Below are 21319 nucleotides of genomic sequence, written 5' to 3'. Positions count from 1 at the left end.
ACATCAGAGTGATCAGGGGTTTTCGTTTGTACTAATTCTCCTGTGGGAATATAGGAACCAGGAGATGATTTATATGCCACAGGATTCAAAGACCAGCAAGAGAATGGGACTGGCATTCTTTTTGAATGCAGGTTTTACAGTCATAGAAATAATCGGCGGCATCCTTACTGGCAGTATTGCAATTGTTGCGGATGCAATACATGATTTCGGCGATACTTTGTCACTCGGTGCCTCCTGGCTGCTGGAGAAAAAATCGAATAAAGGAGCTACGGAGAAATACCCTTTCGGCTATAAACGCTTTTCCCTGCTTGGGGCTTTATTGAGCGGAACCGTCCTGATTAGCGGGTCATTATATATTTTTTATGAAGCAGGGAAAAGACTGCTTGACCCTGTTTCGCCTCATTCAGATGGAATGATGTGGCTGGCAATCCTCGGAGTTCTCGTGAATGGATTTGCCGCGTTAAAATTAAGGCATGGAGAAGGCTTGAATTCCAAGATGCTAAGCTGGCATTTACTTGAAGATGTGCTAGGCTGGATTGCTGTCCTAGTGGTCAGTATCATTTTACAATTCAACAATATTCCGATTCTGGATCCTCTTTTATCCATCGGTATCACGATCTACATTTTGTTCCACGTCGTTAAGAATTTGAAGAAAACCTTATTGATCTTACTGGAATCTGCGCCCGCGGGTGTGGACCTGGATGCGCTGAAAAGTAAAATCCTAAACAAGCCACGTGTGATCGACATTCAGAAAATGAAGCTGTGGTCTCTGGATGGGAAAGAAAATGCTGCGATGATCCATTTACTGGTTGAAAACATGGAGCCAGAGGAGTCAGACCAGTTGCGGTCAGAAATCCGCAAATTTTTAGAGACCGAAAAGATTTCTGACTCTACATTGGAATTGAATTATGAAAAAAGCTGATTGACTTTGGAAACATGTCTGGACAAATGAAAAAACCTAATTCCCGGCGGATTAGGTTTTTTACCCGTATTCTCTCTGATGTTCCTTTTTCAGCACGAGATACTCTTTATCGGTTCTGGCCTGTTTCCATTTTTCCATGAAGATTGCTGCTGATTCGGCCTTTACCGGATCATTCTGCCGTTCCTTCACCTTGCCGTCCTCATCATATTTCCTGCCGCCCTTATAATTCGTATAGCGGCGGGCGCGAGTGTAGCCCATCTGCAGGAACTTCCTCGCCATATCCATGCCGACAAAATCATTTTTCGCTTTATAATCCATGAACATTTCATATATTTTTTCGGATGACTCCCTGGCGATGTCCGGTGTCTTGAACCGCCAATGCGGCAGGATTTCACTTTTATACGGCTCCACCAGCAAAACCCCCTGTTCGCCCCTTCCCACCCGGTACAGCTCCGGCTGCTCACGGAAATCAATCTCATCAAAATCAAGGTCATAATTGAAAGGCATTTTACCATTCCTTTTTGGATATTGTTTACCCTTTTATATCGATGAATAACAAGCACCGATGTGACCACGGCGAATAGACTATAGGCATGAGTACTATGAGGGAAGTGAGGGAAATGGTGAAGTACCTGCCTTTCAGGGGAGTCGTAACGATGATCAATGATTTTTCGATTACACCTTCCGGAGAAAATGAAGGTTGCTATACATTGATGTCGGTCATCGATGGAACAGGAAGACAAGTGAATTTTGTGATTGAACCGAAAACCTATTTCGTCGACCAGGCAATGGTCAGGGTTGGCGATCAGGTAACAGGCTATTATGACGCTGACGCACCTGTGCCGCTTATTTATCCGCCACAATACAGGGCTCTCGTCATGGTAAAAGAAACTCCCGGCCAGAATGTAAAGGTAGATTTTTTCAATAGCCAGCTGATCAGCAGTGATGGCATGCTCAAGCTTAATCTTTCACCAGGAACACCAATTTTATTGGAAAATGGGCAAAGATTCACAAAAAGTATCGCAAACCGGAACTTGATTGTGATTTATGGTCCCTCGACTTTCAGCATCCCGGCGCAAACAACACCATACAGGATTATTGTTCTATGTTAAAAAAGAGGCAGCCGAGGCTGCCTCTTTTCAGTATTACCGGGGGATTGACCTCGTTTAATCAAACGTTTGATTAAGAATGGCTTACCTCCCGCTGGCTCAAATATCCATGTAAAAAATTCAGATTCCACTCATAGACATGAGGACTATCCATCTTGCTGTACTTTTCCAACATGTGCTCAGCCATCAGTTCTTCCACCGATTTTCCTTTTTGGTTCATTTCTGAGACAAAGTGAATCATATCTTCTATATATTCCTTCGTGTTTTGAAGATCCTCATGGCTGCCTGCATTACCGTGGCCAGGAACTATGCTGCTGACAGCAAATTTTTGCATCTTCTCCAGTATAGTTAGCCACTCATGAGGGTTGCCATGACCCATCCACGCATGGTTATTAACAAACACTAAATCACCAGCAAATAATACTTGCTCATCTGGCAGGTACATAAAGAGGTCACTTTCGGTATGGCCTCCCCCGAAATGATAAAGCTCCACTGTCCTTTCACTGCCTTGAAGCACAAGTTTATCTTCAAATAATACGGTTGGGAGGACTTCTTCTATCAGATCTAGCGATTCCGCGTACTTGCGCTTATCTGAGAGATCATATTCAAGCGCAATGCGCAACTGCTCGTTTTGTTCTTTAGCGATTCGCTCTTCAAGCTGAGCAAAATAGGAATCCATCCCTGCCTTCATGGCTGGGATATCACGATTCTCGTAACTTTCCTGCATTTTTTGCCTGGTCAGTGCAGTAGAAATGATGACGGCATCTTTGAAGATGACATTGCCATTTGTGTGGTCACCGTGATAATGGCTATTCACGACATATTTTACAGGTTTGCCAGTCTGCTCTTCAGCCACACGCCGCAGCTCCGAAGCAGCCGCCGGAACCATGAAGGTATCAAAGATTAGAATCCCATCGCCGAGATCAACAAATCCTGCATTGCCGAGTGCTCCCTGTCCGTCCTTTACAATGGCTGCATATACTCCCTTATGAATTTTAGTACATGTGAAAAATTGATTTTCCATGCATAATCCCCCACTCTGCTTCTTTTTTAATCGCTGAACAAAATTTAAAACAAAGGATTCCTCTTTACATCAATCCAGTTCTCAGATTCCTCTAGCTCCCCTGCCAATTGGAATAGCAGGTCCTCTCTTCCTCTTGCAGCCATCACCTGCACACCGACTGGGAGTCCATCTTTTGTTTGGTACAACGGCAGCGACATCGCTGGCTGGCCTGTCAGGTTGGCGAGCTGGGTGAATGGCGTTCGCGCCAGATTCTTTTGTGCGATTTGATCCACAATCCCTGCTTTCTTTAAAACTCCGCCGAGCCCCAGCTTGCCAACAGTACTAATCAGGAACTTTTCAGACGAAGATGGTTCAAGTTCCCCGATTTTCGCTGGTGGATAAGCAGTTGTAGGCGTGATGTAAAAATCATAGGTTTCATGAAAGGTTTCCATTTGCAGGGCAGCCCTGTCCCACTCTCTTAAACTTAAAACAAATTCTTCTGCGGATGTCGCTTTGCCAAGCAGGCCGAGCAGCCAGGTCGTTGGCTCCACATCAGCGGCAGTTGCTTTCCGGCCAAGCACTTCCTCTAGAGAGGCTAATAGTGCTGCTGTTTCTCCGAAGTACATCGTCAAATAGCTTTTCGCGATTTTGTCACCGTCTACAGGCGCTTCCACCTCTTCAACTCTATGCCCCATTGCTTCGAGCAGCCGGACCGTTTTCAGGACAGCCTCCTTGCAATCTGCATCAACCTCTGTTCCAATCGGCGATTCTAACGAAAAAGCGATTCTTAGTTTTTTTCCAAGAGGAGTGCCTGCCGCTGTTAAGTAGCTGCCTGAATATGGAAGAACAGAAAACGCGCCGGCTTTTTCATGGCCGTGAAGAACATCAAGCATGGCTGCGCTGTCCCTGACTGTACGTGTAAGGACATGTTCAGCGGAGGCTCCCTGCCATGCCCGCCCATAATTCGGGCCAACCGGGGTGCGGCCGCGGGTCGGTTTCATCCCGAATAACCCGCAGTAGGCAGCCGGGATCCGAATCGATCCTCCACCATCATTGGCACCGGCGATCGGAACGATTCCTGAGGCTACAGCCGCTGCCGATCCCCCGCTGGACCCGCCTGGAGTATGGTCAAGATTCCACGGATTGCGCGTCGGTCCGTAATGAGCCGGCTCTGTCACCGCTACCAGTGCAAACTCAGGCACATTCGTCTGGCCTAGAAAAACGACACCAGCCTTGCGCAAGCGTCTAGCATACTCAGAATCTGCTTTTGCCCGGTAGGTTAAAAATGCTTTGGAGCCAGCCGTGATTGGTTCTCCTTCGATTTCCTGCGAGATATCTTTAAGAAACATAGGCACACCTGCAAAGGCGCCAGTCGATTCTCTTTCTGCCGCCTTCCTCGCCTGCTCGTACATTTTGTTGATGACTGCATTCATTTTCGGATTCAATGAATCTGTCAATGAGATTGCTTCCTCAACCAGTTCGATTGGCTGAATCTCTTTCTTTTTTACCAGTTCCGCAAGTCCAAGCCCGTCATAGTGTTTGTAATTGAAACCCTCCATCTCCCTCACCACCGCCTCTATTAATATCTACTTTCTCTAAAAATATTTAAAATCTTCATAGGTTAGACCTTTTACTCAGAACGTATTTTGATATTTCTGGGTGTAAAAGACGCCTGACTCAAAAGCATCAGGCCCCATAAAAATCTATATAAGAATATTTTTCAAGTTTTCCCTATGCTTATCAAAGTCGAATTGTGAATTATTCAGGATATGCATAGGGATTGAAAGTTGATTAAGAATGCTTTTCTCGAGTTCCTGCCTTGCTTTGAGTATTTCAATTGTGCCATCCAGCCCGCTCAGTTCTTTTGCAAGCCCGTACCCTTGAGACGTGTAGTAATGGACAAAACCATTAAACCAGTCACCAGGCCTTTCCTCCACTGCTTTGCGGAATGATTTTTCAATGTCTTCCTGACTTACATAGACTAGCAAAGGGTTTAAGACTTTTACGGCCTCAGCCAGCTTGTTTACATATTCAATGGTCACTTCTGCTTCTGCTCCATACTTGACCATGCCCACAGTAACAGGGTTTTGAATAAAACAGCATTCGAAAATATAGACTTTATGTTGTGAAGACGCCAGTTTCGCAAACTCTTCCCAGCTTTCCGAAATGACTGCGATATTCTCTTCCAGTGGCAGTTCATACACATCTTTTTTGGAAATGGGGGCACACAATTCATCCGGAAGACCATTGCCTATTTCATTCTTCATTTTCATATATGGCAGCAGACGGCGCCCTCTCTTTACAGTTACCCATTTCTCGATAATCGTGCTGAGACTGCCGCTCTCTTCTAGAAGATTTTCAAACTCTTCTTGTGTAAAATGAGCCACACCCTCATAGTCGGCCGGATGATCTAAGTTCCCTTCCATGAAAAGATCGGCATCCACCCCATTCTCGGTGAGGATTTCATGAATTAATCTCGCGGTTGTCGATTTCCCTGAGCCAGGAAGCCCTTCTACTAAAATTAACTTCGTCTTCATTTGATACACTCCTAAAAATTATCAACTCTCTCGATAATTCTCCACCACTGGCAAGTTTTCCTTTTTGGACGCAAGAAAAGAGACTAATCCAGATGTTTGGACTAGTCTCTTTTGAAAATTCCTATTCGTCTTCTTCCTTCTCTTCCAGGTCCTTAATCAGCATCTTCATTTCGCCGATTTCTTTACGCTGTGCCTTGATAATCTCGTCAGCAAGTTTTCTCACGCGAGGATCCTCGATTTCGGCACGCTCACTTGTCAGGATGGCGATCGAGTGGTGCGGGATCATCGCTTTCATCCAAGATTCGTCATCAACAGTTGTCTGGCTGCGTACAAGGAACAGCGAAACCGCAATCAACAAGGCGCTTCCGGCGAATATTCCGATGTTCACTTTCTTGTTTGTATACATTTTCATCATGAAAGATAGCATGACAATTGCCATCACACCGCCCATGATCAAGGCCATGTAAAGTCTTGTTTCACTGAAGAATACATGATCAATACTATAGGCATTCAAATACATGAGAATGAACATGATAACCGTGGAAGTCAGCACCATCAGGGCAAATTTGCCGTAATTGTTCTTCATCGTCTATCTTTTCCTCCCTTTTTAAAATTCTGTTATTCTTTGAATACCCTAATGGCTAATAAATATTCATTTTAATTGCTGGTTTGTCATTCTGTAAAAGGGGGTAAATATGGCTTGGTGCACCATGGTAGATTTTTACTAATTTACCTGATTATTTAATAAATTCTTATTACTTTTATAATTTTTAATACACTTTCTTTTTGTGTGATAATCACTAAAAACCCTTATATATCAACATTTTAGGATATTCCTTCCTAATATTGTTTTTGACAATTCACACATCAAAAAGTATTCTAAGATAGAAAAATAGGGAGGGGTAACCATGTCAAACCTAAATAGGCAGAAAATTGTGGAGAGTGTCCCGCAAAGTGGATTCTTCGGACATCCTAAGGGACTTTTCACTCTTTTCTTCACAGAATTCTGGGAGCGTTTTTCTTACTATGGAATGAGAGCGATCCTCGTATTCTACATGTATTATGAAGTTTCAAAAGGCGGATTGGGCCTTGATGAAACACTCGCATTATCCATCATGTCCATTTACGGATCACTAGTATATATGTCTGGTGTCATTGGTGGATGGCTTGCTGACCGTATTTTCGGTACTTCTAGAGCTGTTTTCTACGGTGGAGTCCTGATCATGCTTGGACATATTGCGCTAGCGATTCCTGGAAGCGTAACCATGTTCTTTGTCTCCATGATCCTAATTGTAATCGGTACAGGTCTATTGAAGCCTAACGTATCGACTGTCGTTGGTGAAATGTACAGCGAAAATGACGCTCGTCGCGATGCTGGTTTCACGATTTTCTACATGGGCATCAACGCTGGTGCATTCCTTGCGCCACTGATCGTTGGAGCAGTTTCTGATGCTTATAATTTCCATTACGGCTTTGCCATTGCTGCAATCGGTATGTTCGTTGGATTATTAGTTTTTGTTTTTACAAAGAAAAAGAATCTTGGTCTTGCTGGGACAGCTGTTCCAAACCCGCTTTCACCTTCTGAAAAGAAGAAAACTTTCACAATCTTTGCTATAGCAATTGTCGCAATCGGTATTTTAAGTGCTATTTTAATTCCTGCTGGACTTTTAACATTCGAAAGCTTTATTAACCTTGTCACAATCCTTGGTATCTTAATTCCGACTGCGTACTTTATCATCATGTACCGCAGCCCGAAAACAACAGAAGTTGAACGTTCACGCGTTCTAGCTTATATTCCTTTATTCCTGGCTGCTGTCATGTTCTGGGCAATCCAGGAGCAAGGTTCAACTATCCTTGCAAACTATGCGGACAAGCGTACGCAATTAGAATTCGCTGGAATCTCCATTTCTCCAGCATGGTTCCAGTCATTGAACCCATTATTCATCATTATCTTTGCACCGATTTTCGCAGGATTCTGGGTGAAGCTTGGGGACCGCCAGCCATCTATTCCTAAGAAATTCTCATTCTCATTGATGTTCGCTGGTCTTTCATTCCTTGTCATCCTGATTCCTGGATACTTCACAGGTTCAGATGCACTTGTCAGCCCGTTATGGCTTGTACTTAGCTACCTGATCGTCGTATTCGGTGAATTGCTGATCTCACCTGTTGGTCTTTCAGCAACAACTAAGCTGGCACCTGCTGCATTCTCTGCACAAACAATGAGCCTCTGGTTCCTTGCAAGTGCTGCAGCACAAGCAATTAACGCACAAATCGTTAAATTCTACTCTGCTGAAACAGAGATGGCTTACTTTGGTACAATCGGTGGAGCATCCATCGTGTTAGGTATCATCCTGTTCATCATGTCTCCAAAGATTCAAGGATACATGAAAGGTATTAAATAATTTTTAAAAAGCAAGAAGACGGTTCCTCCAATAGGAGGGCCGTCTTTTTTGGCGTTTTACCTATAAAAATTTTTATTTGGATTCTTTTTTTGTTATGTTGTAAGCAATAATCTTTCGTGGAGGGATGGGAAGTTGACTTATATCCTTTTAGCTATCGGTTTTGCCTTACTCATAAAGGGAGCGGATTATTTCGTCGAAGGCTCTTCTAAAATTGCCACACTGCTCCGGGTTCCTCCCCTGTTGGTTGGTTTGACGATTGTCGCTTTCGGAACAAGTTCACCAGAAGCCACTGTCAGTATCATTGCCGCGATGGAGGGCAGCAGCGAGGTTTCTCTCGGGAATGTCATCGGGAGCAATATCTTCAACATCACGCTTGTTGTCGGAATCACAGCCATGATCAACCCGCTTGCTGTGGAAACGATGACGATCCGGAAAGAAATACCGTTCACCCTCCTGGCAAGCGTAGCGCTGGCAGCAGTGGCCAATGATATAGCACTCGATATGGCAAACATCAATTTAATTGGCAGAAGCGAAGGCATCATCCTGCTTCTCTTCTTTATGATTTTCCTTTATTACATCATCGAAATTGCCTTGAATAATCGGGAACCAGCATCGTCCGTGGCTGCAGATGCCGGCAGAGGAACCTGGGGAAAGAATATTTTCTTTACGCTTGCCGGGCTCGCTGCGATTATCTTTGGCGGTGACCTGGTAGTTGATAACGCAACGGAAATTGCTCTTTCCCTCGGGATGAGTGAAACTCTTGTCGGCCTGACGATTGTGGCCGTCGGTACCTCATTGCCAGAATTGATTACATCCATTACCGCCGCGCTGAAAAAGAAAAGCGAAATTGCACTCGGCAATATTGTCGGAAGCAATATCTTCAACATCCTGTTCGTCCTGGGGACATCAGCTACCATATCACCGCTGGCTGTTAATGATAAAATCTTCACCGACATTGCCTTAATGATCATTCTGACAGCTGTCCTGCTGATTTTCTCAAGATCGAAGTTCAAGATTTCAAAAGTTGAGGGAGCCATCCTCGCAGCCGGTTATATCGTATATTTGATTTATATTATTTTGCGCAATTAAAACAAGCAAAAATGCCTGACTGAATTCAGTCAGGCATTTTCGATGTATTGAAGTATGTATATGGCTACCTAGATACTCACAATTTTGGATACGTTGAAGTCTTTACGATAACGGATAATCGTCAGGTCTTTATTGATGACTTTGGCTTCCCCGGTTTGTTTATAGCCCATCTTTTCATACAAGTAGCAGTTGCGCTTTTCAGTAAGTATGGTATCCAGCTCCCATGCATCTGCTTCAGGGTACATGATTTCCAGCCGTTTCATGACGGCCTGGGCAATCCCTTTATTATGGTGTTTTTCCAGGATGTTGATAATATGCAGCCTCATCAATCCAGGGGATTTTTCATACACTAAGACGCTTCCTGCGAGTTCACCATCAAAGAGAATCTTAAAATAAGTGCCCCTTTCGAACCTAGCCATGAATCTCTCCATCGTTTGGGTCACCGGGCTGGTTTCATGGTCCTTGTATTTTTTATACAAAGGCATGAAAACTTCTCGCTGCAGAGCCAGAAGTTCCTCTGCATCCTCAATGGATGCCTTCTTCAGACTGATGCCTGAATGAATGATTTCAAATAACTGATCGAAATAGTTAAACGGAATGAATTCACCTTTTTTGACCATTTCCTTTATTTCCTCTTCACTTGCCCATCTCGCTTCAGCCACTTCCTCTTCTTGGAGTTGCAGCTCTTCAATCGCGACATTTTGCCGGACCAGCCAAATATCATCGAAACCCTGTGAAAACCTCACCGTAAAAATCCGTTCACCCTTTTCGATGTCCAGGTCGATTCCAATCTCTTCCTTGACCTCCCGGATGGCCGCCTGCTCACTATCATCACCCATGACCGCAGAACCTGCAGCCGAGCAGTCCCACATATTCGGGAAGCCGATTTTCCAAGGCTGCCTCCTTTGGATCAGAAACTGTCCATCATCATTCACAATCCAGACATGGACCACAAGGTGATAATCCCCCGCCTTCATCTCTTGCCCTCTTTCATGAACCCGATCCGTCATATGCCTGTATTGGTCGTAAATATTCCAAAGTTCCATGGAAGATCAACTCCCTTTCGAATTTGTTCTATTATTATACATGTCAAACAAAAATTTTGGCAGTTTTTTCTAGGCGAATTAAAGTGAATGGAGTAATTATCGAAGTGGTGAAGCAGCAGTAGAATGAGGGCATCATGTTGGTGAAAGCCTGTACGAGTCCAGGATTCGATAAAAAAAGAAGCATGTTCGCCATGCTTCTTCATTCTCTATTTCACGCTTTTCCTTCTCATCCACTGCGTCGCTGCCCATTTGTCACCGATGACGACTGGGGCTCCGCCATGCAATGTCAAGTCGTTCAAGTCTTGGTTGTCATAGAAATATTCAAAATAAACGGCCATGCCCTTTTGCGGGGACACCGCAAAATTCAGTTTAGGGAAGTAAGTTTCTCCTCCCTGCTCGACATCATTCAAATACATGACCAAGGTGCTGATCCTTGGGTTGCTGACATTTGACGAGAAAAAGTCAAAATGTGCCTTGTACTCCTGGCCGATTTTATAATTCAAGATTTGCAGGCCTTCACCATGTTCATTCGGGATGCCCATGATTTGCGAAATCCTTTTTTCCACTCTAGCCACAACGTCATTTTCGGCTTCTTCAATGAACGTACTGCTGCTAGTCCTCAGTTCATCCACTTCGCGGGAATTCCCGATTTTTGACCGCTGCAGCTTGTCCTTGGACAGCTTCATGAGCTCATCGCATTCCTCGTCACTCAATACATTACCCAAAATGACGATTAACGGTTCTTCAATCTTAGCAATTATGTTGATTTCACGATCCTCGGTTTTGATTTTGTTCCCGATATGATTAAAAATCGTTGGTTCCTTAACAGTTAAATCAACAGCATCCATTATCAACTTTCATCAACCTCTTATAATAAATTTTCCCAAAAATTAGATTGATATATAAACGAAAGCATCATTCATTCTCTGTGTCCCTTGTTTCCTCCTGTAATTCAAAATGGATGACAAAACCGAATCTTAAACTCTATTCAATTTTTCAATTTATTTTACAACGGGGGAAGGTGATTTACTATCATTTTTTATGAAAAAATCTCCCATGGTCCCCTGAATCAAAGATATGTGAAAAGCGCCGCAAATTTCTGCAGCGCTTTTTACACCATGATCACCCATAAGCCTGGGATGCGATCGTAAATAAAGTTTGGTTTCTGGGCGGCATTTCTCTCGTATGGATTGCCATCACCGGAGGGGTATTGACCTTTACAAACCCGCGTTGTTCCAGAAAAGCCATCAGATTCTCCTGGCCCGAGGGCACATCTACTCTTAATTTACCCTTATGATCACAAGCAAGGCAGTCGATGATTAATTCTGCAATTCTTGTATTAGGCGCTACTATTGGACCAAGAACCAGATTTACTGGTCCCAATACGGAAAGGCCGAATCCAATTATTCTAGAATTCTCATCCTTTACGACTAGACATTGATGGGACTGTTGAATCCTGTTTCGGAGGAAGATGCTTCTTTTCTCCCCGAAAGCTGTACCATCCAACTCAATCACGTCTACTAATTGCTCTTCCTTAAATGCTTCAATTGAAATATCGCTTTTTTTTTCAAGTTTGGGTGGAGCATACTTTTCACAGAGATATTTATGGACAGAGTCCACCACCGTAAAACCCAATTTCTCATATAAAGGTTGTCCTTCAGCCGTTGCAATGAGCAGTATAGAGCGATCACGAGCACACTCGATACACTTTTTCATAACGTCTTTCCCCAGACCGAGGCTTCGATAATTGTTATGAACAATCACCATGCCAATCCAAGCAAGTTTATGGTCATAAGGAATGATTGCGGCACTGGACACGAGCTTTCCGTCACGATTTTTGTGGCCAAACATTTTATAGGATGAGGAAAGCAGTGTTCCAACTTCACCTTCGTCATAATCCCAGCCGACGGATGCTGACAGATCCACCAATCCTCTCGTATCTTTTTCATTCAATTCGACTAATTCTACTAACTCCATAAAGGTTCTCCTTTATTTGATCAAATTCAACTTCCGATGGTGATTTGAAGGAAGCCAGCATCCGAGAATGCCTTCCGAAGAAGTTTCCTTGCTTCAGCATGCTCCCAGAACAATGCTGTATCAAGAGTAATAGACCCACTCTCCAATGCGTCTGAAATATCCCATAATTCCTGTTTGATCTCCAGATCTTCCGCCTCTAAAATTATACTTTGGATAGAATCAAGCAAGTCCTTGCCAGACGGCTGTATCAGCATTTCGAATCACCGCCTTTTACCTGCGCCAGGCGTTTAGCTTCTTTCAGGAATTCTTCATTTGTCATTTCCTTCATCAGAGCCTTCCTGACTAATTCGGTATTCTCTTCCGTCACCTTGAACCCTGAAATTTCAAGCGAGGCCTTTGCATTCTTCATTGCCTTTTCTATCGCGTCAGCCATGAGACTGCCTCCCCTCCGGTATCTCCTGAAAACCACTGTATGAACTGGGTAACCAACATAAATATAATGGAAGCCAAAAGCATACTAATCAGATGGCTGGAAACGTTTTTCACAAACTTTATTCGATCCAATGCAAGCTCTCCTGTCTATTTCACTCAAAAATAAAGAGAATCCCAGCTTTATCAGGATTCTCCCTTTATCCTACATCTTTATATATCTATCATATAATCTGCTGGCTACATCGGCAATCAATTCTTTCAGCTCCACTTGTTGAGCCCAATCTTCCGGTATTGCTTCGATACCATAGCTCGCACCGAGAATATTGCCGCAGATCGCACCGGTTGAATCACTGTCTCCATCATGATTGACAGCCAGGATCAAAGCCTTCTTGAAATCAGATTCTTTCATTGCACAGTAGAGTGAAACCGCGAGCGCTTCTTCTGCTACCCAACCCTCGCCAAGCTTAGTAATTGCCTTTACTGGACTTTCGTCACTGCCAGCAAGTTCGGTCGCATTCTCCATCGCCGACAAGGTTTCTTCATGCTGAGGATACTCTTTTAAAATCGCCATTGCACTGTGAGCACTTTCTGCAATACTTTTACCATTGAGCAGCTCAGCGATTATGACAGCCAGCGCACCAGATGCTAAATATCCCGAAGGATGACCATGAGTAATCGCCGCGATATCCGCAGCCACCTTGAATGCCTGAGCAGGGTCTTTATGCAAAAATAACCCCACTGGCGCAACACGCATGACGCCGCCACAGCCCTTGCTGTCGTTGATTGGCCTTCCCATCGTTCCCATTTTATTGCTTTCAAGCGCCGACAAGCACGTGTTTCCAGGAGCTCTTGCCGAGAACAATTCCTTATTAGCTAAAATACTTCCGTTCTTCTCATGAGGCTGGGGATCAAGCAGCCAGTCATAGTGCTCATCCGGCAAGCTCTTCGTCTGCGTATAAAGCCAGCGCAGATAAGATTGATAGACTCCACTCCCTGCATAGCTGCCAATCCCGCGCTCTCTCATGCGTTCATAAGCCCAAATCATGCCATCCGCTGTGAACAACGTCATCTGAGTATCATCGGAAATCAGCGCTTTCCCAGCATAATCATCAAGAACTAAATCATTTATTCCTTCATCACCGAACCTCGACTTAATCTCATGGAGCTTCATAAACTCCACTCTATAACCAAGAGCATCACCAATAGCGCCTCCAAGCAAGGACGCTATGAAAGTTTCTTTTTTCAACATAGGGACTCCTTTGGTATTGTATTTATTTTCTTATATTCGGTATTGTGACTAACAGTTCCTCCCGGCATATTCAATTGAGTGATTATACTGAAACAAAAGCACCAGACCAAGTCTGATGCTTTCGCATTTATACTGATTTGCTATCCAAATCCACTGGTATAACAGTTTGCTTTTTCTGGTGCAGATAATACGATAATGACAGCAGTAATAACCAAGGTATTCCTACAATCAATGTCGCTTTGAAGAATGAGACGAACCAGGTTGTGATTAGCAAGCTGACCATGAGTGCAGCTCCAAGAATTGTTAGATATGGATATCCCCACATCCGTACTGCAAGAGGCCCTCCATTATACTTTTTCCGGAAAAAGTAGTGTGTCACGAAAATCATGAACCAGGTGAACATCGCTCCGAACATGGCGATTCCCATCATTAATAAGTAGGCCTGGTCCGGCACGATTGCATGGATCACTGCTGCTGCTGCGATCCCGATGGTTGAAAGGATCAATGAATATACAGGTACATTCTTTTTGTTAAGTTTGCCAAAACGAGCTGGTGCATAGCCCGCTCTCGATAACGAGAACATCATTCTGGTTGTGATATACAACTGACTGTTCATGGCTGAAAGTGCCGCAACCAAGACGACAAAGTTCATGATACCTGCAGCTGCTGGTATGTTCATTAATTCCATGACCACTACGAATGGACTCTTTTCAATGCCAGCACCTGCCCACGGTACGATAGCAAGCATTAACGTTAAAGTTAAAAGATAGAAAAGGATCAAACGGAATACTGTTGCTTTTAAAGCTCTTGGAACAGCAGTCTGCGGATCTTTTGCTTCACCCGCAGTAACCGCGATCATTTCGATACTCAAGTAACTGAACAGCGCAATAACAACCGCTACCCACATCCCTGACCATCCATTAGGCAAAAAGCCGCCGTCATTCGTGAAGTTTTGGAATCCAATCGATGGATTGCTTCCACCGAATACGACATATGCTCCAATGAAGATAAATCCGACAATTGCAACAATCTTAATCATGGAGAACCAGTATTCAACTGAACCGAATAGGTTGACACTTGTTGCGTTGACATAGATTAATATTGCGGAAAATATCAATATCCAAACAGTTCCAGAAACGTCCGGGAACCAATAGGACATATACACGGCGACGGCAGTTACCTCAGTCCCGACTGCGCCTACGATACAGGCCCAATAAGTGAAACGGACAACATAGCCTGCCCAGGGATTTATGTAATGCTCAGCAAATGCACCGAACGATCCTGATGTTGGATGTGCTACTGTCATTTCTGCAAGGGCGCCCATAAGTAAAAGTGAAATAAGTGCTCCAATCGCATAGCTGATGATCACGCTGGGTCCAGCTTGCCCAATGGCAAAGCCACTCCCTAGGAACAGTCCTGTTCCAATTGCACCACCAATGGCAATCATTGAAATTTGCCCAGTCGTCAAACCTTTGTTAAGGCCTTGCTCACGATCAACAATTTGTTGAAAGCTTCCTTTTTGCTTCATATACATCCTCCTATGCAATATTATTTTCACCCATAAAGGGTATTCCGCGGTTGATGTGAGTTCTGGCTGATTGACTATTCTAAGCCACTACATTTCTGGTATTCTCGAATTTTTTGTATTCTTCATTCTCCATAATTCTTTTTAAAATCTGTACTGTCTTAAAAATATCTTCATAGCTCGTATATAAAGCGATTGGCGCGAGCCTAATGACATTTGGAGCCCGGAAATCAGGAATGACATTAGATTCTTTAAGAGCTTTACAGATTCTAGCGGCCTCTTCGTGCTCAAGGCACACATGTCCCCCGCGACGCCAATCTTCCCTAGGGTTCCCGATTTCAAAACCAGCTTTTCCGAGTTCATGTTCGATGAGCTGCATCATATATTCAGTCATTCGCAAGGAAGATTCTCGTATATTCTCAATGCCTGCTTCTTCAAACATCTCAAGTGAGCCTAACAACGGGGCAATGCTTAAAACATGTGGTGTTCCAATTTGGTAGGCGCCTGCTGTCTCAGCATGTTCAAGATCATGCTTCATATCAAACTGTTTGTCTTTTTTGGAACTGAACCAGCCTGCAAGACCCGGGGCTGTCCCCAAATGATTTTGGTGTACAAACATACCTCCAACACCACCTGGACCACTGTTCAGATATTTATAGTTACACCATACGGCAAAATCAACTCCCCACTCATGCAAGGAATGCGGAATCGCCCCAATGGAATGGGCAAGGTCAAAGCCTGCCAATATACCTCTTTCGTGTGCAGCCTCTGCTATCATCTTCATATTAAGAAGCTGCCCGCTTCGGTATAAAACGGATGGAAGCCAGACAATCGCGATTTCCTCCGTCATAGCCGCAATTACATCTTCTTCTTCAATGGTGCGGCCGTCCTTACTTTTCACCTGGACTAAGTGTTCCTCCGGATCAAGGCCATGCAACTGTAACTGTGCTTTTATTGCATAGATATCCGAAGGGAAATTAAGTTCATCAGCGAGAATCTTCGTTCTCTTTCCAGCAGGTTTGAAAAAAGTGCTCAATACCTGATGGATATTCGTTGTAATCGATCCAGTCACAACGACTTCTTCGGCTTTAGCTCCAATAAGCGGTGCTGTCAGGGCACCCAGCCTTTCTGAAAAATGAAACCATGGCTGAGTTCCAGACATCCACCCATCGATGCCGAAATTCTTCCAATCTTCCAGGGAATTCAATAATGTTCGTTCCGCTCGCTTGGATAGCAGCCCTAAAGAATTTCCGTCCATGTAATAGGTATCTCTCTTTATGTAAAACTCATCACGGAACCTACTAAAGGCATTTTGCTGGTCTAATTGGCGAGCATAATCTATAGTGTTATCAAAAGATGTATACGCTTTCATTCTCTTTCCGAACCCCCCTCTACTGGTTTAATCAATATCCTAACTGGAATATTGACACCGTGTCAATATTATATTATAAAAGTATTGTAAATTTTCAGAAAAAGGGTGAGCCTATGACAGAACAAATAGATGGCAGACTACTAAGGTCAATAGAAACCAAGGAGAAGATTCTTTCTGCGGCAATAGAGATTTTTACCGAAAATGGTTTTGAAAAAACAACCATTAAACAAATCATTTCGAGAGCACAGATTGGTTATGGTTCTGCGTACACTCACTTTAAAGGAAAAGATGAAATCTTAATAACCCTCATGGAAGATGTCATGGACAGATTTTACACAATCGCAGAAATGGAGTATGAGCCCGTCAATCTAGCAGATGCCCAAGCCCGAATTACACTTCAAGTGAGTGAATTTTTACATCTAGCAGAACAAAATCGCTCCATCCTGCAAGTATTTCATGAAGCCATGGGGAAATCCGAAATCGCCCAAAAGAAATGGAAATTGATCCAAAATAAATTCATCGAACGAATATCAAGGGATATATCTTATGTACAAGATAAGGGTCTCGCTAAAAGCACACTAAACATTGAAGTAGTCGCCCGAAGCTGGTTTGCCATTAATGAAATGTATTTATGGGAACTTGTTAATCAGGAAAACTGTTCATTCAAGGTTGAGGAAATCGCACAAACAGTGACAGAGCTTTATACGAAGGGGCTTTATACAGATTAGTTAAAATGGCTGCCTGATTTGGCAGCCTTTATATTTCTCCGAAGCCATTTTGTTAGAAATCAATTTAATTCTGGGATGTTCACACTGTCCGTCCCATCATGGTTAAACACCAGTTCCCCCTGTAATATTTGCTCTTAACGCAAAAAAGGAAAAACCCCGGTTAAGGTTTTTCCTCTTTTTCATTTCAGGTCTGAAGAATCATAATCATAGCGGAAGCCGTCTGTTTGATTAGGAGATTGTTCGTTCTTTGTGTTCTTCAAGTCCTGTTCCATTTGCTTCTTGTCTTGCCGTTTTTTTTCAGAGTCCAACGAATTTGCCTCCTTTTTGCTTCCTATTATCCCAACTCATTCTGCTTATATTCATAAGTCTCAATATAGTGGAAAAGCTAGGAGTACAAATCTTGACAACTCTGAGGCCAATCATGCAGCGAAACTACGCAATCGACTTTATCAAATTCTTCGCCATTCTGGCGGTCGTCATCATTCATACATTTCCCGGCAATGACCAAATTGGATATTTCGTTCTCGATAACTTATCCAGGTTCGCTGTCCCTTTTTTCTTTGTCGCTTCCGGCTATTTATTCAGTCTAAAGGTGAGTGATAATCCTCAGTCCTTTGCTTACTTCAAAAAATATGTCACAAAAATACTGAAGATTTATGTTAGCTGGCTCCTATTTTATGCGAGTTATGATGTAATAAGGATTTTATTGAAAGATGAAAACGTCAAAGCTGAACTAATCAAGTATAAGGAAAACCTGACTGTTCTTAATCTCCTCTATTACGGCCAGGGAACAAGCGGGTATCAGCTGTGGTTCGTCATTTCCCTAGTATGGAGCATCGTCATTTTATATCTCTTTTACAGGTTAAAAAAAGTAAGGCTGCTTTTGGTGATCGCCTTTTGTTTCAATCTCCTTGGCCTCTTTGGACAGTCTTATTCCGTATTTGATGAGTTGCCTGTCAGCACAACCCGGGCCGCTCTCTATATCAGCCTGTTCTATACAGTCATGGGATTCTGGCTTGCTTTAGTTCAAACATGGCAAAAGTATACTGCCAGGACCTACTTTTACTTGTTTTGTATCTTTACTATTTTACAGGTTCTAGAAGGTCTCTGGCTTCAGAAGGGACTGGATTCACAACATGGCGAATACTTCTTTTCGACGATTTTCCTTACCTTACTTCTGTTCCTTTACGCCTTACGCAGCCCCGATCTTGGCAAGGGTTTGTTCATCACCAAAATAGGCGGAAACTCGCTCGGTATTTATGCTATTCATGTATTCTTCATTGATATGGTCGATATCTTGTTTGAAAAAATTGGTTTGGAGGACAGCACGCATAATTTGCTGCAGAACCTGGTGGATACCTTTCTTGTTTTTGTTTTATCGTATGTGGCGTATAATCTGATACAGTCAGTAAAGGATGTATACAAAAACAAAACGTGACTCCACTAGGAATCACGTTTTTTTTGTATTCTATTTTTCCTTTGCGGCACTTCTTATCTTTCTTCAATCAAATTCCTTTCCAGCCTCTCCATAATTCTCCGCTTCTGATAAAGCATCGTCGCGGTTTCAGCAAGGTCGCTCACCATGGATCGGTTAGCAAAAGCTCCGAACACGATTCCTGCCACCGGGACCATTTGGAGCAGCTTTTTCCAGCCGAATGATTCTGTATACGTCAATGTCACCTCGCGCCAGCCTTGAAGCTGCGAGATGACTTCTCTTGATTTATTGTCATTGTTAAAATCGCTCAACTCATTCAAGATGGCCTGTTTACCGACGACATCCGCTGAGGAAAACTGGAGGCACTTGATGATGAACACCCGCTCCATTTTATCTCTCGGGTCAAAACCATGGATGATGGCGATATCCTGGATTGTTTTTAGCGAGAGTGCCAGCACCGCAGGAATATCAATCGCCAGCGTAAAAATCCCCCCAATCCCCGTACTTGCTCCCTGGATTGTCGCCGCCTTCTTCCGCTGTTCGCCCAGCGCAAATGATGCCTGCTTCATTTCTTCCACCGGAATGGTTTCCATATCGGTAAGATGGCTGACTTTCCTGCCAGTCTTTTTCTCGAAAAATTGAAACACAGACTTCTCACTGGTCAAATACTGTCCGCCTGTTTGTATATAGCTGCCAAGCTCATCCAGCAGGAGACCGACCTTTTCCTGGATGAACTTCGGAGTAAACCGGTCTAGCATCTTGAAAGGCAGACGAGTCAGCTTCTCCCAAAACCATAACCCTTTCTGGTCCTTCTCCCATTTTTCAATTTGCTCCAGCTCTTTCAATAAGTAATCACGTGAGTCCATCTGCATTCATCCACCTGTCATTTTTGATACTATATTAACGGTTTACACTATAGGAAGGTTTCATTTTAATTCGATGTTATAGAATTCTTTTGCCAAAGCCTTGAAACGCTCAGAGTCTATTTCCTCTTTCCTAACCCCAGCTTCCGTCCAATAGGTAAAACTGGTCTCACTCAACACCATGCTTCCATCGGCAGTCACTCTTGTCAGCAATGGCTTCTTATTGAATGGCGACTGAGGATGCTCTGTAATGATGTTCTTCATTTCAGTCAAATTACTGATATTCTCCACCAGCTCTCTGGAATCAAAAGCATAGCCGATTCTCCAATCAGGATCCTTATGCTTTAGCTTCATCTCCAAAAAGTAATCACCGAATTCACTATCTTCTTTTCTCACGCGAAACTCCCCGTTCGGAGAATGTATTTCAGTCCCATCCATCGGCACCGGCCTTAGCGGCAGATTACCGCCAAATCCGGTATCAACCAAATATCTTTCCCCATCGTCATTCAGTAAAATCGCAGCATGCGTCCTTCCCGTCGGACTGAACCCTCCTAAATCCGGAACATAAACAGCCCCACGGACCAGCTCAACATCAAGCCCATTCTCTTTTAAAAACAAATAAAGGATGCCGTTTAAGTCATAGCAGAGGCCGCCTTCCTTTCTATGGATGATTTTTTCCACTAGATGAGCTTCATTCAACTCATTTGAATCTCCAGAAAGTGTGCATAGGTTTTCGAAGGGTATTGCGCCAGCTGTCATCTCAAGTAGTGCGCCCAAATTAAAAATTGTAATTCTTTCATTCTCAGGAAAACCAATTCTCTTCCGAAATAAATGACTTAATTCCATCAAAGTTTATCCTCCTAATCTTTCATGCTTTATGATTTTAGTCCCATTTTTGCTAACCATTTGATATAATTATCAATATTCATAATATTGAATTAATTATAATATTATTATTTATATACACAACCACCATGATTATTGCTTTTATCCATTTACTATATTTCAAATAAGGTGGGAATGCCAGATGAGTGTCATGACCAAGAATGCAATAGAGAAAGAATTCGCGAACTTTTTAAGCTACTATATTAAAGAAAATTTAGGAAGAGGGCCCCGTGAGACGAAAATCAAAATTACCGATAATGTCCTGATCTTTTTCATGAAAGGGATCCTGACTCCTATGGAAAAGAATATCCTAAAGTCGAGCGATGGACTTCCTGTTGCCCTTGAGGCCCGCCGACTTTATATTAAAGGAGCTGGCCAGGAAAGAATTGTTGCCTTCGAAAAGATTGTCGGCAAGAAAATTGTTGAGCATTATGAAGCCTGGAAACTGGAAGAAGATGCAGCGGTCGGAGTACTGGTATTTGAAGAAAACATCACTTAAATGTTAGAAAAGTATTGATTTTCCGAAAGGAGTCATATATATTTATTATTAACTAAAAATTCTAAATTATAAATAAACTAAGCTGTAGTGAAGAACTACGGTCGTTTATTTCTAAACAATGGGTGGGTCTTGAAGAACAGTCAAGAGCAAACCAAAGTTTATCTTTTATCCCGTCTTCTTTGGCGTGGATTCTGGGTAAATTTTGGTTTGCTCTTTTTTCTTTGAGGCTTGTCCTTAGCTTTTTTT

23 protein-coding genes are annotated in these 21319 nt (G+C 43.1%); 7 read left to right on the top strand and 16 right to left on the bottom strand.

The window, feature by feature from the left end; genetic code table 11:
* Positions 1-73: 73 nt before the first annotated feature.
* Entirely contained in the window at positions 74-922 is an 849-nt protein-coding gene (locus LGO15_RS03920) for a cation diffusion facilitator family transporter (RefSeq protein ID WP_226086828.1), read from the top strand.
* A gap of 60 nt (positions 923-982) precedes the next feature.
* On the opposite strand, the gene LGO15_RS03915 is transcribed toward LGO15_RS03920, so the two are convergent.
* Complete coding sequence (locus tag LGO15_RS03915) at positions 983-1429, bottom strand: DUF4385 domain-containing protein (RefSeq protein ID WP_226086827.1); 447 nt, start codon at positions 1427-1429, stop codon at positions 983-985.
* 113 nt (positions 1430-1542) lie between these two features.
* Between LGO15_RS03915 and LGO15_RS03910 the strand changes: the two genes are divergently transcribed.
* Complete coding sequence (locus LGO15_RS03910) at positions 1543-2034, top strand: hypothetical protein (protein WP_226086826.1); 492 nt, start codon at positions 1543-1545, stop codon at positions 2032-2034.
* A 70-nt stretch (positions 2035-2104) separates the two neighbouring features.
* Here the strand turns inward: LGO15_RS03910 and LGO15_RS03905 are convergent, their stop codons facing one another.
* The 4 genes from LGO15_RS03905 to LGO15_RS03890 all read right to left on the bottom strand — a co-directional run bounded on the left by LGO15_RS03905 (position 2105) and on the right by LGO15_RS03890 (position 6157).
* The gene (locus tag LGO15_RS03905; RefSeq protein ID WP_226086825.1) at positions 2105-3055 is read right to left on the bottom strand and encodes an MBL fold metallo-hydrolase; all 951 of its coding nucleotides are present in this window, start codon (positions 3053-3055) and stop codon (positions 2105-2107) included.
* A gap of 44 nt (positions 3056-3099) precedes the next feature.
* Positions 3100-4593 carry an amidase gene (locus LGO15_RS03900; protein ID WP_226086824.1) on the bottom strand — a complete coding sequence of 498 codons (1494 nt, stop codon included), beginning with the start codon at positions 4591-4593 and terminating at the stop codon, positions 3100-3102.
* 144 nt (positions 4594-4737) lie between these two features.
* The gene (locus tag LGO15_RS03895) at positions 4738-5571 is read right to left on the bottom strand and encodes a P-loop NTPase family protein (protein ID WP_226086823.1); all 834 of its coding nucleotides are present in this window, start codon (positions 5569-5571) and stop codon (positions 4738-4740) included.
* Between the two features lie 121 nt (positions 5572-5692).
* Positions 5693-6157 (bottom strand): DUF305 domain-containing protein, encoded by a 465-nt coding sequence (locus LGO15_RS03890; RefSeq protein ID WP_226086822.1) that lies wholly within the window; start codon positions 6155-6157, stop codon positions 5693-5695.
* Positions 6158-6479: 322 nt separating this feature from the next.
* Between LGO15_RS03890 and LGO15_RS03885 the strand changes: the two genes are divergently transcribed.
* Both LGO15_RS03885 and LGO15_RS03880 read left to right on the top strand, forming a co-directional pair.
* Positions 6480-7973, top strand: coding sequence for a peptide MFS transporter (locus LGO15_RS03885; protein ID WP_226086821.1), 1494 nt, complete (start codon positions 6480-6482; stop codon positions 7971-7973).
* 132 nt (positions 7974-8105) lie between these two features.
* A complete protein-coding gene (locus LGO15_RS03880) occupies positions 8106-9062 on the top strand; it encodes a calcium/sodium antiporter (RefSeq protein ID WP_226086820.1) in 957 nt (318 codons plus the stop codon).
* Positions 9063-9130: 68 nt separating this feature from the next.
* On the opposite strand, the gene LGO15_RS03875 is transcribed toward LGO15_RS03880, so the two are convergent.
* The 8 genes from LGO15_RS03875 to kynU all read right to left on the bottom strand — a co-directional run bounded on the left by LGO15_RS03875 (position 9131) and on the right by kynU (position 16663).
* Positions 9131-10108, bottom strand: a complete 978-nt coding sequence (locus tag LGO15_RS03875; protein WP_226086819.1) for a bifunctional NUDIX hydrolase family protein/GNAT family N-acetyltransferase — start codon at positions 10106-10108, stop codon at positions 9131-9133.
* 206 nt (positions 10109-10314) lie between these two features.
* The gene (locus tag LGO15_RS03870; protein ID WP_226087812.1) at positions 10315-10956 is read right to left on the bottom strand and encodes a 2OG-Fe(II) oxygenase; all 642 of its coding nucleotides are present in this window, start codon (positions 10954-10956) and stop codon (positions 10315-10317) included.
* Positions 10957-11230: 274 nt separating this feature from the next.
* The gene (locus tag LGO15_RS03865) at positions 11231-12085 is read right to left on the bottom strand and encodes a GNAT family N-acetyltransferase (RefSeq protein ID WP_226086818.1); all 855 of its coding nucleotides are present in this window, start codon (positions 12083-12085) and stop codon (positions 11231-11233) included.
* Between the two features lie 26 nt (positions 12086-12111).
* Entirely contained in the window at positions 12112-12339 is a 228-nt protein-coding gene (locus LGO15_RS03860; RefSeq protein ID WP_226086817.1) for a hypothetical protein, read from the bottom strand.
* Complete coding sequence (locus tag LGO15_RS03855) at positions 12333-12518, bottom strand: hypothetical protein (protein ID WP_226086816.1); 186 nt, start codon at positions 12516-12518, stop codon at positions 12333-12335. The genes LGO15_RS03860 and LGO15_RS03855 overlap by 7 nt, the downstream gene beginning before the upstream one ends.
* A gap of 201 nt (positions 12519-12719) precedes the next feature.
* Positions 12720-13766, bottom strand: coding sequence for an ADP-ribosylglycohydrolase family protein (locus LGO15_RS03850; RefSeq protein WP_226086815.1), 1047 nt, complete (start codon positions 13764-13766; stop codon positions 12720-12722).
* A 127-nt stretch (positions 13767-13893) separates the two neighbouring features.
* Positions 13894-15294, bottom strand: coding sequence for an amino acid permease (locus LGO15_RS03845; protein WP_226086814.1), 1401 nt, complete (start codon positions 15292-15294; stop codon positions 13894-13896).
* 79 nt (positions 15295-15373) lie between these two features.
* Positions 15374-16663 (bottom strand): kynureninase, encoded by a 1290-nt coding sequence (gene kynU / locus LGO15_RS03840; RefSeq protein ID WP_226086813.1) that lies wholly within the window; start codon positions 16661-16663, stop codon positions 15374-15376.
* Between the two features lie 113 nt (positions 16664-16776).
* On the opposite strand from kynU, the gene LGO15_RS03835 reads away from it, so the two are divergent.
* Positions 16777-17391, top strand: a complete 615-nt coding sequence (locus tag LGO15_RS03835) for a TetR/AcrR family transcriptional regulator (RefSeq protein WP_226086812.1) — start codon at positions 16777-16779, stop codon at positions 17389-17391.
* Positions 17392-17570: 179 nt separating this feature from the next.
* On the opposite strand, the gene LGO15_RS24125 is transcribed toward LGO15_RS03835, so the two are convergent.
* Entirely contained in the window at positions 17571-17699 is a 129-nt protein-coding gene (locus LGO15_RS24125) for a hypothetical protein (protein ID WP_264163878.1), read from the bottom strand.
* Between the two features lie 92 nt (positions 17700-17791).
* On the opposite strand from LGO15_RS24125, the gene LGO15_RS03830 reads away from it, so the two are divergent.
* Positions 17792-18829 carry an acyltransferase gene (locus LGO15_RS03830; protein ID WP_226086811.1) on the top strand — a complete coding sequence of 346 codons (1038 nt, stop codon included), beginning with the start codon at positions 17792-17794 and terminating at the stop codon, positions 18827-18829.
* A 53-nt stretch (positions 18830-18882) separates the two neighbouring features.
* Here LGO15_RS03830 and LGO15_RS03825 read toward each other — a convergent pair whose 3' ends face one another.
* Both LGO15_RS03825 and LGO15_RS03820 read right to left on the bottom strand, forming a co-directional pair.
* Complete coding sequence (locus tag LGO15_RS03825) at positions 18883-19698, bottom strand: EcsC family protein (protein WP_226086810.1); 816 nt, start codon at positions 19696-19698, stop codon at positions 18883-18885.
* A 54-nt stretch (positions 19699-19752) separates the two neighbouring features.
* Positions 19753-20535, bottom strand: coding sequence for an arylamine N-acetyltransferase family protein (locus LGO15_RS03820; protein ID WP_226087811.1), 783 nt, complete (start codon positions 20533-20535; stop codon positions 19753-19755).
* A 181-nt stretch (positions 20536-20716) separates the two neighbouring features.
* Between LGO15_RS03820 and LGO15_RS03815 the strand changes: the two genes are divergently transcribed.
* Positions 20717-21073, top strand: coding sequence for a Na-translocating system protein MpsC family protein (locus LGO15_RS03815; RefSeq protein ID WP_167833479.1), 357 nt, complete (start codon positions 20717-20719; stop codon positions 21071-21073).
* Positions 21074-21319: the final 246 nt, after the last annotated feature.

Source organism: Mesobacillus sp. S13, assembly GCF_020422885.1.
Lineage (GTDB): Bacteria > Bacillota > Bacilli > Bacillales > Cytobacillaceae > Mesobacillus > Mesobacillus selenatarsenatis_A.
Note: the sequence above shows the minus strand (reverse complement) of the source record. Positions and strands in the feature narration are given on the sequence as shown.

Bases quoted from the DNA above. Each gene is read 5' to 3' on its own strand.
- LGO15_RS03920 (WP_226086828.1), top strand. From the start codon at position 74: ATGCCACAGGATTCAAAGACCAGCAAGAGAATGGGACTGGCATTCTTT.
- LGO15_RS03915 (WP_226086827.1), bottom strand. From the start codon at position 1,429: ATGCCTTTCAATTATGACCTTGATTTTGATGAGATTGATTTCCGTGAG.
- LGO15_RS03910 (WP_226086826.1), top strand. From the start codon at position 1,543: ATGGTGAAGTACCTGCCTTTCAGGGGAGTCGTAACGATGATCAATGAT.
- LGO15_RS03905 (WP_226086825.1), bottom strand. From the start codon at position 3,055: ATGGAAAATCAATTTTTCACATGTACTAAAATTCATAAGGGAGTATAT.
- LGO15_RS03900 (WP_226086824.1), bottom strand. From the start codon at position 4,593: ATGGAGGGTTTCAATTACAAACACTATGACGGGCTTGGACTTGCGGAA.
- LGO15_RS03895 (WP_226086823.1), bottom strand. From the start codon at position 5,571: ATGAAGACGAAGTTAATTTTAGTAGAAGGGCTTCCTGGCTCAGGGAAA.
- LGO15_RS03890 (WP_226086822.1), bottom strand. From the start codon at position 6,157: ATGAAGAACAATTACGGCAAATTTGCCCTGATGGTGCTGACTTCCACG.
- LGO15_RS03885 (WP_226086821.1), top strand. From the start codon at position 6,480: ATGTCAAACCTAAATAGGCAGAAAATTGTGGAGAGTGTCCCGCAAAGT.
- LGO15_RS03875 (WP_226086819.1), bottom strand. From the start codon at position 10,108: ATGGAACTTTGGAATATTTACGACCAATACAGGCATATGACGGATCGG.
- LGO15_RS03870 (WP_226087812.1), bottom strand. From the start codon at position 10,956: ATGGATGCTGTTGATTTAACTGTTAAGGAACCAACGATTTTTAATCAT.
- LGO15_RS03865 (WP_226086818.1), bottom strand. From the start codon at position 12,085: ATGGAGTTAGTAGAATTAGTCGAATTGAATGAAAAAGATACGAGAGGA.
- LGO15_RS03860 (WP_226086817.1), bottom strand. From the start codon at position 12,339: ATGCTGATACAGCCGTCTGGCAAGGACTTGCTTGATTCTATCCAAAGT.
- LGO15_RS03855 (WP_226086816.1), bottom strand. From the start codon at position 12,518: ATGGCTGACGCGATAGAAAAGGCAATGAAGAATGCAAAGGCCTCGCTT.
- LGO15_RS03850 (WP_226086815.1), bottom strand. From the start codon at position 13,766: ATGTTGAAAAAAGAAACTTTCATAGCGTCCTTGCTTGGAGGCGCTATT.
- LGO15_RS03845 (WP_226086814.1), bottom strand. From the start codon at position 15,294: ATGAAGCAAAAAGGAAGCTTTCAACAAATTGTTGATCGTGAGCAAGGC.
- kynU (WP_226086813.1), bottom strand. From the start codon at position 16,663: ATGAAAGCGTATACATCTTTTGATAACACTATAGATTATGCTCGCCAA.
- LGO15_RS03835 (WP_226086812.1), top strand. From the start codon at position 16,777: ATGACAGAACAAATAGATGGCAGACTACTAAGGTCAATAGAAACCAAG.
- LGO15_RS03825 (WP_226086810.1), bottom strand. From the start codon at position 19,698: ATGCAGATGGACTCACGTGATTACTTATTGAAAGAGCTGGAGCAAATT.
- LGO15_RS03820 (WP_226087811.1), bottom strand. From the start codon at position 20,535: ATGGAATTAAGTCATTTATTTCGGAAGAGAATTGGTTTTCCTGAGAAT.
- LGO15_RS03815 (WP_167833479.1), top strand. From the start codon at position 20,717: ATGAGTGTCATGACCAAGAATGCAATAGAGAAAGAATTCGCGAACTTT.